Origin of the sequence: Pseudomonas asturiensis (assembly GCF_900143095.1) — a bacterium.
Taxonomy (GTDB): domain Bacteria; phylum Pseudomonadota; class Gammaproteobacteria; order Pseudomonadales; family Pseudomonadaceae; genus Aquipseudomonas; species Aquipseudomonas asturiensis.
Window position 1 is genome coordinate 82354 of the sequence record NZ_FRDA01000012.1, and the last position, 15410, is coordinate 97763.

Consider the following 15410-nt stretch of genomic DNA (forward strand, 5'->3'; position numbering starts at 1 on the left):
CGAGCCTTTCCGGGTCAAACTACAAATCCGCATGATCCCTAATATATCCCGCACAGGATTGATTTCCGTGTATGGCGCTATGTATGGCGCTGCGTAGGGTGAGACATAAATCGAACCACACCATACGCCAACGGCCAGCAGGATCAGCAGCACGCCGGCGAGCCGCACACAAATCGATGTCATGGCACGTCCTTGAAGAAAACATTCCGCCCCAGCCTCAGCGTCTGCTTTGCCTTTACAGCCCAGGCAGGCGGCTTTGGCATGGTGGTCGCGTCATAGTGGGTGACACCCGCCGTCGAGTCTGGCTGCATGCCGTCGATAATCAGGTCAGCCGCGATTCGCGCTTGGGCGAACTCACAAAAAGCAATCGGCTTTGCTCCGCTCAAAAACTGGAATTCGGGTCGTTTTTGTTCCAGCATCTGAACTGCCAAGGCCGCTGGCATACACCGGCGTAGCCCTCGCCCCACCAATCCGGCTTAGCGGCCCGTTTTTTGTGGCACAGTACGTCCGCGCATTTGGCTCAGCACCTTTGGTGGCCTAGGCAACATCAGATCGATCATGCTCATAACGGCTGCCCTGTAACCACATCAACGACTTCGAGGGTACGAATTGAAGATAAGTCGCAAGCGTGCCGAGAATTTAAGGCCCGTAGCGGCGATCAGCTGAACGTAGATTCCACTGGCTAGCCTTGGCAACATAGCCAGACCGAAAATCAACCGAGGGCGACAGAATGTTCAAGTTCATGTCCACGCTATTCGGCGACAAGCCATCTGAGGTAGCGCCAACAGAGAAGTCGGAACAGCCAAGTATCGTTTCAACGGCACAGGCACCGCATCCAGTGGTGCCATCTGAATGCATCGCACCACCGATACACCGCGGTAACTCGCCAAAAACAACCACCGCACGGGATCGAAGCGAAGTACATGTGGAAATTAGCAGCCCGCTTAGTCCGCCGATCCAAGTCGGCCATGCCGTTTACAGCTCAAGCGACGACACACTGTCACGTTCGCACTACGGCGGATTCAGCAGTGGCGACAGTTACGACAGTTACGACAGTTACGACAGTAGCTCGAGTTGCTCAACCAGCGATAGCGGCTCGACCGGATCAGGCGACAGCGACTAAACAACCAGCGCCAGCATCAGCCTGACGAAAGCTGCCCGAAGCCCTGGTTCCCGATCGCCTGGCCGCATCGAAGATTGATCGTACCGGGCCCAAGCGGGCTGCAGCGCCAGGATCGCAAAGCCCAGGAAAAGTCCTGAGCCTGATCTGCCGGCCACTACCAGAAACGCGGCGGGAACCAGGCAGGGATTGCGCCCTGGTGTTCCGATCAATATCCGATGCTGATGAGTCCAAACCGTTAAATAGCCCCCCCTGCATCACCTCTCCCTCAAATCAAACGACCGCATCGGCAGGTGCCTGGCCTGGCGTTCTTCGCAATGTACGGTGCTGGGTGATGATCAGCCAGATGCTTGGCATGCAAACTCAGTCCGGCCTGAACAAACTCCGGAACAAAGACGCCACGTTCCCCAAGCCGATCAAGACAAACGATTCGCGTCAGGCACGCCCACGCTGTGAACTGGCTGAGATGGAGGAATGGATCAGGTTGAAGAAGGCGGCAAGAAACACCCGGGAAGATGCCGCTGTGTAAGTTGATTGGCATGCTGCCGATACGGGGCTGGACGATTCATAACAGCCCCCCGAATCCTTATATGACGTCATGTTTGGAGGCGATCTATATAGCCCTGAAAGCCGCGTAAAATAGGGCAAATTCGACTCCCTCTACCCGCTCCATCGTTTCATACCCGCCATTCCCTGCAATATCGCTGTAGCCCCCACACCTTCGTCACCCTGACTCTCGGCCAAGACCGGTCAATGCTGCGTCCTTTCGGCCCTGATTCAGCGCATGGCTGGACGTACGGCGTGCGTAGCCTCAAGTCAGCCGCCTACACTTAACCGTCATCAAACTACTCGAAGTCAAGCCTCGACCATTGGCCAGTACGGTGCCACTCCATGGATCATGAATACCGCACCGCCAACGATGATCAAACCGTCAATCAGTTGCAGGAATACCTCACGCAGAGCCGCGCCTTAGCCAGACGGCACATCACTTTCTTTTTGTACGCATTCCTGGCCGTCGTCGTCCATGGCGTCTCGATGCTGGTGCCGCCGATGCAATCGCCTGATGAGATAGACCATTTGCAGCGCGCATACCTGCTTGCCCATGGGCAGATTTTTCTGCAAACGCCAGCCGGAGCGTCTTCAGGTGGGCAAGTCGATACTGGCCTTGTGGGCTACCTGGTGAATTACGCAACGCTTGCTGGCAAGCCTGATGCACGATTGACTGCCGATCTGAAACGCCACGGCGAAGCGGCACAGTGGACAGGTGTGCACGGCTTCAGCTCCTTGCCCGGCACCGGGTATAACCTTCCTGCGATCTACGCGCCCCAGGCGCTGGCCCTTGCCATTGGCGAGCAGTTGAATCTCAGCATCGACGCCAGTTATCGAATGGCGCGACTTTTCGTACTCATTACGACCCTGTCGTTGCTAATCGCAGCCTTTAAACTCTACAGGCCCAGCCCGCTGGCCCTGATCGTCCTGGTGCTGCCGATGAGCCTTTTTCAGATGACCGCATCAACCATCGACGGAATGTCAATGGCGCTGGCGTTCTTCGCTGTGTCGTGTTTCAAGCGTGACTGGGAGCAAGAAAACACTGATCGGCGAGTATTCATGATGCTCACGGTTTCGGTTGCCGTGCTTGTTACTTGCAGAGCCTACATGGCGCCCATGTTGCTCATGCTCATCGCTCCGGCCATCCTGCACAGATCAAGGCAGAGGCTGATCATAGCGGTCGCAGCGACAGGCGCTGTGGTTGCCTGGACAGTACTGGGCATGGCGGTCACAACAGACCTCAGGTCGGGCCACAAGGTTACGCCGGGAGCGATAGCAAAGTATTACCTGACTGACCCGGCTGCGCTGTGGAATGTCATGTATGCGACGCTGTCAGACGCGGGCTTGACCGCCCAATACTGGCGATCATTTATCGGAACGTTAGGGTGGCTCGACACCACAATGCCCATGTCGGTCTACATTGGCATATCGACACTCATTGCCTTGGCTCTTTTGATAAATGTCAGGCTCAGTGCATTCAAGCCACGCAGCGCATGGGTTCTTTTGCTGTGCGGTTTCGCATCGATGGTTCTCGTATTCCTTGCCATGCTAGTCATCTGGACGCCACACCCTGCACAGGTTATCGACGGCATACAGGGCAGGTACTTTGCCCTGCCTGTGATAGTGATCCTCTGCGCGCTGGATTCAAAATCCGGAGGGTCGCGATGGCTTGCTACCTATGGGATCGTTTTCATGGTGTTCCTCGTGTCCACCTTCAGCATGATTACCACCCTTGCAGATCGATATTACCTGTCAAACACAGGTACGGTGGCTCAATGACCTGTTGCACTAAAAACGAGGCCGGTTCAGAAGCCATCAGTGTGCTCACGGTTGGTGGAAAATTGATGAGTGCCGGGTTTGTTTTCCAATCGCGAATGGCTTGCGGCCCGACCTTATTGATCAACCTCTCGATTTGGCGTCTGGCAATGAGCATCAAAAAACCCCGCCTGGGCGGGGTTGTGTCAGCTCAGAGCAAAGCCGATCCAGTCATTCCAGGATCAGCCTCTCAACGATACCGCTCAAGCCAATGCGCGTAAGGCGCCGGCAAGGTCCAGGACGCGTTCTCCACGCCCAGTTCCTTGGCGGCAAAGTACGCCCAATGCGGATCCGCAAGGTGTGCGCGGCCAATCGACACCAGATCGAGCTGGCCCGATTTGATAGACTCTTCAGCCAATTGCGGTGTACCAAAACCCCACGCCGAGGTCACAGGGATGCCCGCTTCGCGACGCAAGCGCTCAGCGACCGGCCCCATGAAAGCAGGCCCCCACGGGATGTTAGTGTCAGGGATGGTGAAGCCGACGCTGACGCTCAACAGGTCAAGACCACCCGCCTTGAAACGGCGCGCCAGTTCGATGGATTCGCTGAGGGTCTGCTCGTCACGGCCGTCGTATTCGATAACGCCGAAACGGGCGGTCAGTGGCAGGTGCTCTGGCCAGACCTCACGCACAGCGGCCAGGGTTTCCAGCAAAAAGCGGCTGCGGTTGTCGAAGCTGCCACCGTAAGCGTCATTGCGCTGGTTGGAGTGTTCGGAGAAGAAGCTTTGTCCCAGATAGCCATGGGCGAAGTGCAGCTCGATCCATTCAAAGCCGGCCTCCAGCGCACGACGTGCGGCGTGGACGAAGTCCTGCTTAACGCGGGCGATGTCGTCCAGGGTCATTTCACGCGGCACCTTGGGCAGGTTGGCGCCGAAAGCAATGGCGGATGGCGCGATGGTTTCCCAGCCGCGTGCGTCAGACTCGGCAATATGGTCGTCGCCTTCCCACGGACGATTGGCGCTCGCCTTGCGGCCCGCGTGGGCAATCTGGATGCCTGGAACAGACCCGGCGGCCTTGATTGCTTTCACGATGGGAACGAATGCCTGGGCTTGCTGGTCATTCCAGATACCGGCGCAACCGGGTGTGATTCTGCCTTCAGGTGCAACAGCCGTCGCCTCGACCACCACCAGCCCTGCCCCGCCACGCGCCATGCTGGCCAGGTGAACGTGGTGCCAGTCGTTGATCAAGCCATCGTCGGCCTTGTATTGGCACATCGGTGGAATGGCGATGCGGTTACGCAGGGTGATGTCTTTGAGGGTGTAGGGTTGAAACAACGCTGACATGGAAATCTCCAGATACATCGAATTACGATTGTTCGATAGTATTCGAAATATAGCGCTAATTGAAACCCCTCGTTATCATGGCGCCCATGCGAACTCTAAAACACCCAGAACCCGATGCCTTCACTCTCGACCGTGTGCTTTATGCGTTGAGCGATCCCGTGCGGATGGAAATCGTGCGCTATCTGGCGGGCGTACCAGAGGCAACCTGCGGTGAACTGTGTGGCGACCGGCCCAAGTCCAGCGCCTCCCACCACTTCCGCGTACTGCGTGATTCAGGGCTCGTGCATACCCGCAACGTAGGCACGACGCACATGAACTCGCTGCGCAATGAAGAACTCGAGACACGCTTTCCCGGACTGTTGGCAACCATTCTTCGGCAACTGGGATGATGCATAAAGACGTGACTTGCCTGGTTGCCTGCTGACTCACGGTTTCGATTAAAATGGCCTGATCGTCGCATAGAAGCAGGCCGGACATCCCTGCAGCGCTTGCGCCAGAGTCTGACACACGCGGCATAACCAAAAGCACCCGGTGCGTCAGATCGCATGAACCCCTTGAGGGGACCCATGCCCTACGGTAAAGCCGTTTTCAGCGCGTTCTCGCAAGTCAGGTGCTGGGTAAGAGGCGGCTTATCGGGAGAAGGCACGCCACTCACGACCAATCCAGAACCGGCCAGCCTTGCTCCTGCGCATACGCCCGCAGCGTCGGGTCCGGGTTCACGGCAATGGGATTGTCGACACGCTTCAGCAGCGGCAGGTCGTTCCTCGAATCCGAGTAAAAGAACGCGCCTTCCAGAATTTCGTCCTGCACCCTGAGCCACTCCTTCAGCCGCAGCACCTTACCTTCGCGGTAAGTCAGGATGCCCTCGGTGAGACCGGTGAACTGACCTTCCTGCACGTCCAGATCGATGGCCAAAACCTCATCGATACCCAGATGCGCTGCAACAGGCGAGACGATGTGGAAGCCTGTCGCCGAAATGACCAGCAGCCGGTCACCCGCCGCCTTATGCCTGGCGATGGTCTGACGAGCTTCGTGATACACGAGCGGCTCGATGACGGCCTCGATGAAGTGCGCGACGGCCTCGGCCACGTCCTCCACAGTACGCCCGGCCATCGGTGTGAGGCTGAACGCCATGTATTCCTCCATGGCCAGTTTTCCTTGGCTGTAGGCGTTCATCAGTTCCTGGTCGAGGCTGAGAAACGCTTCGTCCTCCACCCAACCCAGTCGCACCATTTCCCGACTCCAGAGGCTGGCACTGTCGCCATGAATCAAGGTGTCATCCAGATCAAAAATCGCTAAAGCCATCGGGTCCTCTCAACTGTTGAACTGCGCCGAACGAGCGCGCCCGAAACGGGCGCGCGCCTGTATCAATTCATGGCGGGAAAGGCGTTGATCGCCTTGGGAGCTGGCGCTGCAATCGCGAACAGATCATCGACCCGCTTCACTTCCGCGGCACTGGGCTTGATGGCGAATGCACACGCGACGAAGATCAATGCGTTGAAGATCAGCCCGATGATCCCGCTGGTCAGGGAACCCAGTTGAGGGATGTCGTCCGGGTAAATCGTCGTCAGCACGATGGCCACGAAGATGCCCACGACCATGCCGGCAATCGCGCCCTGTTTATTGCCTCGCCGGGAGAAGATGCCGAAGAACAACGGCACAGCCAACTGGATGATGCCCTGATAGGAAATCTGCGCCAGCAACTGAAGTCGGGCATAGTCGAAGGTCAGGTAGGCCAGTACCGACGCAGCACTGATGAACACCACCATGCCCACCTTGGCGAGGATGGTCTTCTGCCGGTCGGTTCGTGGTTTGTTCCAGGTCGCCAGGTCGTTGGCGAACTGCGTGCCGCAGACTTGTACACAGCCGTCCACGTGGCCGATGCTGGCGGCCAGCACGATCACGATGGCGACCGCCAACAGCCACGGCCCGCCAATGTCGAACAGCGACAGGAACCAGCCATGCTGTGGATGCGCTGCGACGTTCGGGTCCTGACTGATCGCGGCAGCGAACAGCATCAGAATCCCGTAGAAGCCTGCGACCAGCAGAATGGTAATCAGCGTGCCTTTCTTCACAGACCGCACGCCGCTGGCGGTGTAGATACGCTGGAAGCTCATCGGCCAGCACATCGAACCGATCACGCCAGTGAAGATCAGGCTGAACATGTAAAGCGGTCCGTAGGTGCTGCCTGCGCCGCCCGGAATCACCAGCATGCCGGCGGGCAATTGCGCGAGGTTGGAAAACGACGCCTGATCACCGAACAGAAGGATGATGCAGAGCGCGGCACAGAGTACGTAGGCAATCAGTCCCTGATACATGTCGGTCATGATCAGACCACGCATGCCCATGCTTACGGTCCAGTACTGCCGAATCAGGATCACAACGACACCCACCGTCAGGCAGGTCGTCACGCCCCAACGCCCGAAGCTGGCGAACTGAAACAGCGTGGCCAACGCCTGGATGCCCATCACCACCCACGGAAATACCGAGATAATGCCGATGATCGAGGCGATGCGTTTCACGGCCGGGCTGTCGAAGCGCATGCCCAGCAAATCGGGTTGGGTGGTGAGGTTGAAGCGTTTGCCCCAGGTCCAGGCGCGATTGGCCATCAGGTACATGGCGGTGACCCCGAGGGTCGCGTACACCATGCCGTAAAAGCCCAGCGCACCGCCGACCGAAAGGGCGAAGAACGCTGTGAACGTTGCGCCCGGCCACCACGAATTGGTGTAGCACATCGCGATGTACCACGGCCCGTAGGAACGGCCGCCCACCGCGTAGTCGGAAAATGAGTCACTCTTGCGATTGGTGGCGTACAGCACGCCGATCATCCCGGCCAGAAACAGGCTGATGAGCCCGAAGGTTATGTACAGATCCGAATTGACGAGTGTGCTGATCATTGTGCGCCCCCGTCTTCAGGAATCTCGCCACTGGCGGACTCAACCATATAAAGCACCCAAAGGCCGAGTCCCATCAGCGCAGCGTTCAGAATCCAGTAAAAGATCGGCAACGGAATACCCAGCACGATGACCGTACTGCCACTGACCTGAAGGTAAAACGGCGGGAACAGCGCCATCATCAACAATGCAAAAAAGTAAACGCCGAACACGAGCGTTTTCACACGCCCTGGCCGCGCAATCGAAACAGTACTCATGGAAGACTCCTTGAATTTTGGATCTTGCGATTAATCGATCAAGTAAAACTCAAGCAGTAAAAAAGTTGCCGCCGATAGCCCGATCTTGTGGTTGTCGGGTCTTGTCATACGCAGGTTCAGACCTGTCTAAGCCAGGTTTCCCAGCGCGGATCGTTGATGGCGTTACGCGCCCTCATTTGCTTCCATGCACCGTATTTGTAGAAGTCGAAGTCCAGTTGCGACACGGCATGCTGCACCATCGCCCAGGTGGACCACTTGATATCCGCCAGCGCTTTATTGACCTTGATCCGGGCCAGCGTCCGGGTGTCGACGCGGCCGAAATAGTCTTCGACCAATTCAAGTTCCACCTCGTCGGTGAAGAACATTTCGCCAAACCAGAGCGCCAACTCGTAGTGCCGATCGTTATTGGACGCGTATTCGAAATCGACCAACCTGACGTGCTGCCGGTCGTTGAGCATGAAGTTACCGGCCAGCGTGTCGTTCATGCACGGCGCCAGATCGATGCCTGAGGCTTGCAGCGCAGATTTCGCCCTCTCGTATTGCAGGGATAACCAGGCACCGTCCTGGGGTTTCAAGGCGTTGAGTTCAGCCACCTGAGTCTGATGTTCGGCAATCATGTCGAACACGGTCTTGGTCTGACACAGCAGCGCCTGATCATTGAATGCCTTGAGCCCGAGCAGTGCGTTATGGCGCACGTCGCGCTGCAGAAAATCGAGATTCGACGACGCCCGCCAGCCTTCCATGAACTCGAACACTTCGACACCTAACTCTTCCAGAAACGCAAACACCGGCGCGCCGTATCCCGTCGCCGCTGCGGCGACACTGGCGTCATGAGCCGTGCGGCGATCAATGAACATCTCGGTCCCGGCACCCGGAATCTTGAAGAAATACGCGGTATCGGCGCCCTCGACTTCGACACGCCAGTTGGTGTTGGAAATGCCGCCGCTGACCGGCCTGTACGTGATCCGCTTGCCGCGCCACTGGCTGATGCTGGACACCGCCGCTTCAAGTTGCTGTTCATGAATACTCATGGCCTCTCCCAAAACGTTCATGCGCGCGACTCCTCAACCTGACGTAGCCAGCTCTCCAGACGTGGATCCCGGGTGCTCTGCAAACAGCGCAGGAAGGTCCATTGCCCGAGCTTGGAAAACTCGAGCGACCGGGAAGACACCGTGCCTGCCCAGAACCCCCATAGCGTCCAGTACCAGTCGTTGATCAGCGCATACAGACGGCAGACGGCGTAATCCACTTCAAGGCATTGTCCTGCCCACGCTTCGATACCTTCGCGCCACTGCGCTTCGAACGAAAACAGCTCGTTCAGGGTGATGGCGACGTCGTACCAGGCATCCATGCAGCCGCCGTAATCAAAGTCGACCAGCTTCAGACGCCCGTCCCGCGACACCATGACGTTGCTGGTAACACCATCGCCGTGAATCGGCACCGCATGAAACGGCCGGTTTTGCAGTGCGTCCCAGGCCATGTTGACGCATCGGTCGATCCACGCGTGTTCTGGCGGCAACACCACCCGGTCCCGCGCGCACAACACCCGCAGGCGTTGCAGATCGTCCATTGGCGAACGGATAAAATCCGGTACTGCGCCGGTATGAACAACGCGCTTGAGATCCCACAGCCGCTCAAGTCGCCCCGGCGCGATGAGTTCGTCCAGCCGAGCACAGCGCCAGTCTTTCGGACTCAGCGATTCGAAAATCAGCACGCCGCTGGCGCTGTCTGCACTGATCAGGCGAGGTGCTGAGCCGCTCAGGCCCGCACACTCGCTGGCCTGCACACTGCGCTCGACATCAATCAAGGGCGTCATGTCAGCCTGCAACACTTTTGCGTACCAGGCGGTCTGGCCGTCAGTGACGTGATACCCCAGCCACTCGGTGGCCAGCCTGGACGGCGAGGCAATGCCTGACGACCCGTCCTGTACATTCAGGTTGTCGCCCAACCCTGCTTCCGATAATGCAATGTGAAGACGATCCAGCGGTGCGGTCTCTTTGAACATGGTCTGCCCTCAGCGAAAGGAATCCGGCGCCGTGCAGGCGCGATGAAGCAAGGCAGTCAGCATTTTCAAACCGTTGTGCATGTCCTCGTCGCTGGTGTACTCGGCTTCGTTGTGCGAAAGGCCGTTACGACTGGGGATGAACAACAGGCAGACCGGGTATTTGCTGTTCATGCTGATCGCATCGTGACCGGCCACCGTTGCGCTATCGGTGATGGGCAGACCCAATTCGGTCGCCACTGCATGCGCCAGTTCGGCGAAGCCGTCGGGAAGTACACCGGGGGGGCGCAGCACGCTGCTTTCGATGTGGAAACGGGTCTGGGTCCGGTCGGCGATCTCATGCAATGTAGCGTTCAGACGCTCGGCGGCTGCGCGCAGCAGTTCAGTGTCCCGCGAGCGATGTTCCGCCAGCAGCGACACGCGGGACGGCACCACGTTGGGCGAGTTCGGCCAGATTTCCACGCGGCCTACCGAGCTGTGCATCTGCAACCCGTGCAGGTCGGCTTCCGCACGCACCGCAACGATGGCATGTGCGGCAGCGAGCATTGCATCGCGGCGCGCGGCCATGGGCGTTGGCCCGGTGTGGTTCTGCTCGCCGTCGAAACGAATGCGTTGTTTCAGCGCGGCCCAGGTTTCCCTGACAACGCCAATCGACAGCTTCCGGCTCTCCAGCGCGGTGCTCTGCTCGACATGAATTTCCACGTAACCCGCGATGTCGAGGCTGACCGGGCCACCGCCCAGATAACCGATATCCTGCAATGCCTGCCTAAGGCTGATACCGTCGCCATCGCAACTGTTCCAGGCGTGCTCAAGACTCAGCGCGCCGGTGAACACGCCGCTGCCGATCAGGCTCGGCTGAAAGCGAGCGCCTTCTTCATTGGTCCAGTTCACGACAGCAAGATTGCAGGCCGGCTTTTCTCCGCGTTCCCGCATCTGTCGCCCGAGGCTGGAAACCGCCACGGCACCGGCGAGTACGCCATATACACCATCGAATCGGCCGGCACTTGGCTGGCTGTCCAGGTGCGAACCACACACCACATATGGAGCATGTGGGTCGAAGGTCATCAGGCCGAAAATATTGCCCACCGGGTCGATGTGAACCTCAAAGTCATGCGCCCTGAGCCAGTCGCAGAACAGGTCGCGGACCTGACCGTCCTCAACCGATGCAGCGAGCCGATGCAAACCACCCGCCGGTGTCGCGCCAATGGCCGAGCTCTCGGCGAACAGCGCCTCGAACCGGGCATGGTCGGCTGCATCGGGCGTCAGCAAGTCATGCGTACAGGATGTCGACATCATCTCTCTCCAGGCGAGCCGTAAACTCAGCCGATAGCGGACGGTTCGTGACCAGGGTTGTGATTGCACTGAATGGCAGGGTGTTAACAAAAATCCGGTGACCGAACTTGCCGTCGTCGGCGAGGATCACACGCTGCCGGGAATGCTTGACCAGCGTGCGCCGCAACATGGCTTCCGGCTCGTGGTAATCCATCAGGCCTTGTTCAAGGTCGATGGCGCCGATGCCCATGAACGCGATGTCGTAATTGAACTGGCTGGCGAATGCCAGCGTGTGCGGGCCGATCAATGCGTTGTCGTTGCGGCGCACGTCTCCGGGAGCGACCAGCACCTGGTTGTCGCTTTGATGGGTTACCACCTGAGCGATGTCCAGCGAGTTGGTGATGATCCTCAACCGGCTGAACTGGGACAGCATCTGCGCCAGTGCGAGCGTCGACGTGCCGGTGTCGAGAAACAGCACCATGCCGTCGCTGATCAAGCCTGCCGCCTTGCTGGCGATACTCGCCTTGGCTTGCGGCTTCATGCGACTGCGGACCTGCAACGGCGGCTCGTCATTCAACTGCGGCAGAATCGCCCCGCCATGAATGCGCCGCAGCTTGCCCATCTCTTCCAGGTACTTGAAGTCGCGGCGAATGGTCTCTTCCGACACATAAAGCGACTGTGCGAGCTCGGACGCTTTGACGCGCTGTTGCTGAGCCAACAGGCGCATGATTTCGTCCAGACGAGGCTGATTGAGCATGGGGCTGACATTCCGTTGTGAAGAAAGGCGTTCAGTGTACCCATCTGTCTTCGGCTGCTGATGGCTGCTCATGTCGGGCGTGCTCATTGCGCAAGCATCGGTGGCAACTGTTGATCCCACGGCGAAATCGCCTCGAAGGCGGCGCAGAATTGCAGGACATCACCGTCCGCGAAACGAGGACCGACCACCTGCAGACCGATGGGCAGCCCTTCCGGGGCAAAGCCGCAGGGAATGGTTGCCGCCGGATTTCCTGAAAGATTGAAGGGATAGGTGAACGGCGTCCAGCGTGCCCACGGCACGGCGCCATCCTGATCGGCAAAACCGGAAGGTGCGACCTCATCTGCATCGAAAGGCAGCACGGGAAGGGTCGGCATGATCAGCAGATCATAATCGTCGAACAGCGCATGCACCCGATTGGCGAAGGCGGCACGCTGTTCGAGGGCTTGCAGATAACCGGCAAGATCGTAGCGGGCCGACTGCTCGATCAAATGGGCGAAACCGGGGTCCAGTTCGCCCAGTCTGTCCGCTAGCGCGCGTCCGTAGACGATGCCACGCCCTCCCACCCAAAGCGTTTCAAAGGTGGCCAACGGATCCGGCCAATCAAGCGAAAGAATGCTCACCTCTACCGGGAGTTTTGCAGCGATCTTTTCGACAGCAGCTTCGACCGCGGCCGCAATAACCGGCTCGACGGGCGTGTTGAACAACGTCGGGACGAAAGCGATGCGCAGCGGACCAAGCGGCTGGTCACAGCGGGCCAGATAAGATTCCGTGGGCACCGGAAGCGCCTGATGGTCCAGCGGATGCGGCCCTGAAAGAATGTCGAACAACAGCGCCGAGTCGCGCACGGTACGGGTCATAGGGCCTGCATGGCTGAGCATTTCAGTCGCGGACCATGGCCATGTGGGAATTCGTCCCAGTGAACCCTTGAGGGCGAATATCCCGCAGAACGAACCGGGAATCCTCACCGACCCGCCGCCGTCCGATCCCAGAGACGCTGGAACCATGCGCGCCGCAACCGAAATCGCAGAGCCTGAGCTGGAGCCGCCGCTGGTCAGGCTCGGATTCCACGGTGTGCGCCCGTTGCCGAAAAGCCGCGAGGTACTCGCCCCTGTCCAGCCAAACTCGGTTGTCGCCGTCTTGCCGAGAATGATGGCGCCAGCGTTTTTCAGGCGCTGAATGATGGGCGCGTCCTTGAGCGGGACACTGTCCAGACTCGTCAGTGACCCTTTGGTGGTCCGCAGACCTGCCGTGGAAAACAGGTCCTTGATGCCGAACGGGATGCCATGCAGCGGCCCTTGAACGCGACCGTCGCCCGCCTCGTCATCCTGACGTCGTGCCTGTTCGAGCGCAGCGTCTGTATAAACATCACCAAAGGCATTCAATGTGTGATTGTGGGTTTTGACCGATTCAAGGCTTGCTTCCACCAATGCCACAGACGTGATCGTGCCTGCGTCCAACTGCTCGCGGGCCTGAATCACGGTGGGCATGGAGAAGCGTTTTGACTCAATCAATGGGGATGCTCCGGCAAGTCATGGGCGTTTCGCCCAGGCCAGCGCATTACTGATCAGGTGGTAAAAACCGTCAAGTGGTAAATGTTGCTTTTGTTGTATTTATGGACTTTAAATTTGTAACAGCACCGCTGGGGTGCGAAAAAACACCCCATTTTCAGCCTGCGCCCAACGCTGGGGCAAAAAAAAGGGCCTGCCCGTTTGTGGGTTTCAGGCCCAAAACACTTCAATGCTTCATCAACGTCTCGATCGCTCCCGGCTTGTCATGCACCCCGAACCGGTCCACCAATGTGGCAGTCGCGCTGTTCATGCCGATTACATCCACAGCGATCCCGGCTTGCCTCAGTTTCAACACCACCTTGTCCAGCGCGGCCACGGCGGTGATGTCCCAGAAGTGCGCATCTCTCAGGTCGATAGTCAGGGTTTCAAGCGGTTCCTTGAGGTCGAACGTGCGGGCGAACCGGTCTGCCGAACCGAAGAACACCTGACCGGTGACGTAGTAGGTGCGGTGACTGTAATCAGGGTCGTGTTTCGAACTGACGTCCAGGTAGTACGCGATCTTGTTGGCAAAGAACATCGCCGCCAACAGGGTTCCGGCCACCACGCCGTACGCCAGGTTATGCGTGGCGACAACCACGACGACGGTCACGATCATGACCAGGCTGGTGGACAGCGGGTATTGGCGCAGGTTACGGATCGAGCTCCAGCTGAACGTGCTGATCGACACCATGATCATCACCGCCACCAGCGCAGCCATGGGAATGCGCGCCAGCCAGTCGCCTAGAAAGATCATCATGGCCAGCAGCGAAACACCTGCACTCAGCGTGGACAGGCGCGTTCTGCCACCAGACTTCACGTTGATCATCGACTGACCGATCATGGCGCAACCGGCCATGCCGCCGATCAATCCGCTGGCGATGTTGGCGACGCCCTGGCCTTTGCACTCACGGTTCTTGTCGCTGGACGTGTCGGTCAGGTCATCGACGATGGTGGCGGTCATCATCGACTCCAGCAAACCCACCACTGCCAACGCCGCCGAGTACGGCAGCACGATCAGCAATGTTTCCAGATTCAGCGGCACCTGCGGCCACAGGAAGACCGGCAGACTGTCGGGCAACGCGCCCATATCGCCGACCGTGCGGACGTTAAGCCCCATGTAAATCGAGATCGCGGTGAGCACCAGAATGCACACCAGTGGCGACGGCAGCAGCGTGCCCACGACGGGAATTCGTGGCAGCAGATAGATGATCGCAAGTCCCCCGGCCGTCAGGGCGTACACCACCCAGGTGACGTTGGTGAGTTCCGGCAACTGCGCCAGGAAGATCAAAATGGCCAATGCATTGACGAAGCCGGTCACCACCGAGCGGGACACGAAACGCATCAGCTCACCCAGCCGCAGATAACCCGCGATGATCTGCAAAACTCCGCAGCCCAGGGTGGCCGCCAACAGATAATGCAAACCATTGTCCTTGACCAGATTCACCATAAGCAGCGCCATGGCACCCGTGGCCGCAGAGACCATCGCCGGGCGGCCGCCCACGAACGCGATGACGGTACAGATACAGAAGGAGGCGTAAAGCCCGACGCGCGGGTCGACCCCGGCGATGATGGAAAAAGCGATGGCTTCGGGAATGAGGGCCATCGCGACAACGAGACCCGCCAGTACGTCAGCCCGGACATTGGAAAGCCAGGCAGCCTTTATATTTTCAAGCATTGATTCATCCATGCAGGCACGGCATGGCGCGCAGCGTCGGGCGCTGGGCGATGCAGGTGCGTCTGTCTTCAGTGGTGTTGAGGATGTGCTGCGGCCGAATCAGGCACAGCAGAAATAGACCGCAGCCAGAGGGCGGTCAGGGTGTTGCGAGGGGGCGTAGCGCTAAGGCGGCGTAGGCAGCCAGTTGGAACGAGGCAAGAGGATTCCTTCGTCAGCTCGTGAATTGACCGACCGGATAAT

13 protein-coding genes and 1 pseudogene are annotated in these 15410 nt (G+C 58.7%); 3 read left to right on the forward strand and 11 right to left on the reverse strand.

Annotated elements, in window-relative coordinates; all coding sequences use genetic code 11:
• Positions 1-179 precede the first annotated feature (179 nt).
• Positions 180-469, reverse strand: a pseudogene (locus BUB69_RS19755) (cell wall hydrolase); the annotation flags it as partial.
• A 985-nt stretch (positions 470-1454) separates the two neighbouring features.
• Between BUB69_RS19755 and BUB69_RS19760 the strand changes: the two are divergent.
• On the forward strand, positions 1455-1649 hold the full coding sequence (locus tag BUB69_RS19760; RefSeq protein WP_073169667.1) for a hypothetical protein: 195 nt from the start codon (positions 1455-1457) through the stop codon (positions 1647-1649).
• A 362-nt stretch (positions 1650-2011) separates the two neighbouring features.
• Positions 2012-3448 carry a DUF2142 domain-containing protein gene (locus tag BUB69_RS19765; RefSeq protein ID WP_073169669.1) on the forward strand — a complete coding sequence of 479 codons (1437 nt, stop codon included), beginning with the start codon at positions 2012-2014 and terminating at the stop codon, positions 3446-3448.
• Positions 3449-3674: 226 nt separating this feature from the next.
• On the opposite strand, the gene BUB69_RS19770 is transcribed toward BUB69_RS19765, so the two are convergent.
• Entirely contained in the window at positions 3675-4766 is a 1092-nt protein-coding gene (locus BUB69_RS19770) for an NADH:flavin oxidoreductase/NADH oxidase (protein ID WP_073169671.1), read from the reverse strand.
• An 86-nt stretch (positions 4767-4852) separates the two neighbouring features.
• Here BUB69_RS19770 and BUB69_RS19775 point away from each other — a divergent pair, with 86 nt between their 5' ends.
• Positions 4853-5155 carry an ArsR/SmtB family transcription factor gene (locus BUB69_RS19775; protein ID WP_073169808.1) on the forward strand — a complete coding sequence of 101 codons (303 nt, stop codon included), beginning with the start codon at positions 4853-4855 and terminating at the stop codon, positions 5153-5155.
• Between the two features lie 262 nt (positions 5156-5417).
• Here the strand turns inward: BUB69_RS19775 and BUB69_RS19780 are convergent, their stop codons facing one another.
• The 9 genes from BUB69_RS19780 to BUB69_RS19820 form a co-directional block, all read right to left on the reverse strand.
• Complete coding sequence (locus BUB69_RS19780; RefSeq protein WP_073169673.1) at positions 5418-6071, reverse strand: HAD family hydrolase; 654 nt, start codon at positions 6069-6071, stop codon at positions 5418-5420.
• Positions 6072-6133: 62 nt separating this feature from the next.
• The gene (locus BUB69_RS19785) at positions 6134-7663 is read right to left on the reverse strand and encodes a sodium:solute symporter family protein (RefSeq protein ID WP_073169675.1); all 1530 of its coding nucleotides are present in this window, start codon (positions 7661-7663) and stop codon (positions 6134-6136) included.
• Positions 7660-7917 (reverse strand): hypothetical protein, encoded by a 258-nt coding sequence (locus BUB69_RS19790; RefSeq protein WP_073169677.1) that lies wholly within the window; start codon positions 7915-7917, stop codon positions 7660-7662. The genes BUB69_RS19785 and BUB69_RS19790 overlap by 4 nt, the downstream gene beginning before the upstream one ends.
• Before the next feature lie 116 nt (positions 7918-8033).
• Positions 8034-8969, reverse strand: a complete 936-nt coding sequence (locus BUB69_RS19795) for a choline kinase family protein (protein ID WP_073169679.1) — start codon at positions 8967-8969, stop codon at positions 8034-8036.
• The gene (locus BUB69_RS19800; protein WP_073169681.1) at positions 8966-9922 is read right to left on the reverse strand and encodes a phosphotransferase family protein; all 957 of its coding nucleotides are present in this window, start codon (positions 9920-9922) and stop codon (positions 8966-8968) included. The genes BUB69_RS19795 and BUB69_RS19800 overlap by 4 nt, the downstream gene beginning before the upstream one ends.
• 9 nt (positions 9923-9931) lie before the next feature.
• Positions 9932-11212 carry a Zn-dependent hydrolase gene (locus BUB69_RS19805; protein ID WP_073169683.1) on the reverse strand — a complete coding sequence of 427 codons (1281 nt, stop codon included), beginning with the start codon at positions 11210-11212 and terminating at the stop codon, positions 9932-9934.
• Positions 11190-11948: a DeoR/GlpR family DNA-binding transcription regulator gene (locus tag BUB69_RS19810; protein ID WP_073169685.1), complete on the reverse strand. Its 759-nt coding sequence runs from the start codon at positions 11946-11948 to the stop codon at positions 11190-11192. Before BUB69_RS19810 ends, BUB69_RS19805 begins: the two co-directional genes overlap by 23 nt.
• A gap of 83 nt (positions 11949-12031) precedes the next feature.
• On the reverse strand, positions 12032-13435 hold the full coding sequence (locus BUB69_RS19815; protein WP_073169686.1) for an amidase: 1404 nt from the start codon (positions 13433-13435) through the stop codon (positions 12032-12034).
• A 247-nt stretch (positions 13436-13682) separates the two neighbouring features.
• On the reverse strand, positions 13683-15170 hold the full coding sequence (locus tag BUB69_RS19820) for a SulP family inorganic anion transporter (RefSeq protein WP_073169688.1): 1488 nt from the start codon (positions 15168-15170) through the stop codon (positions 13683-13685).
• Positions 15171-15410 lie beyond the last annotated feature (240 nt).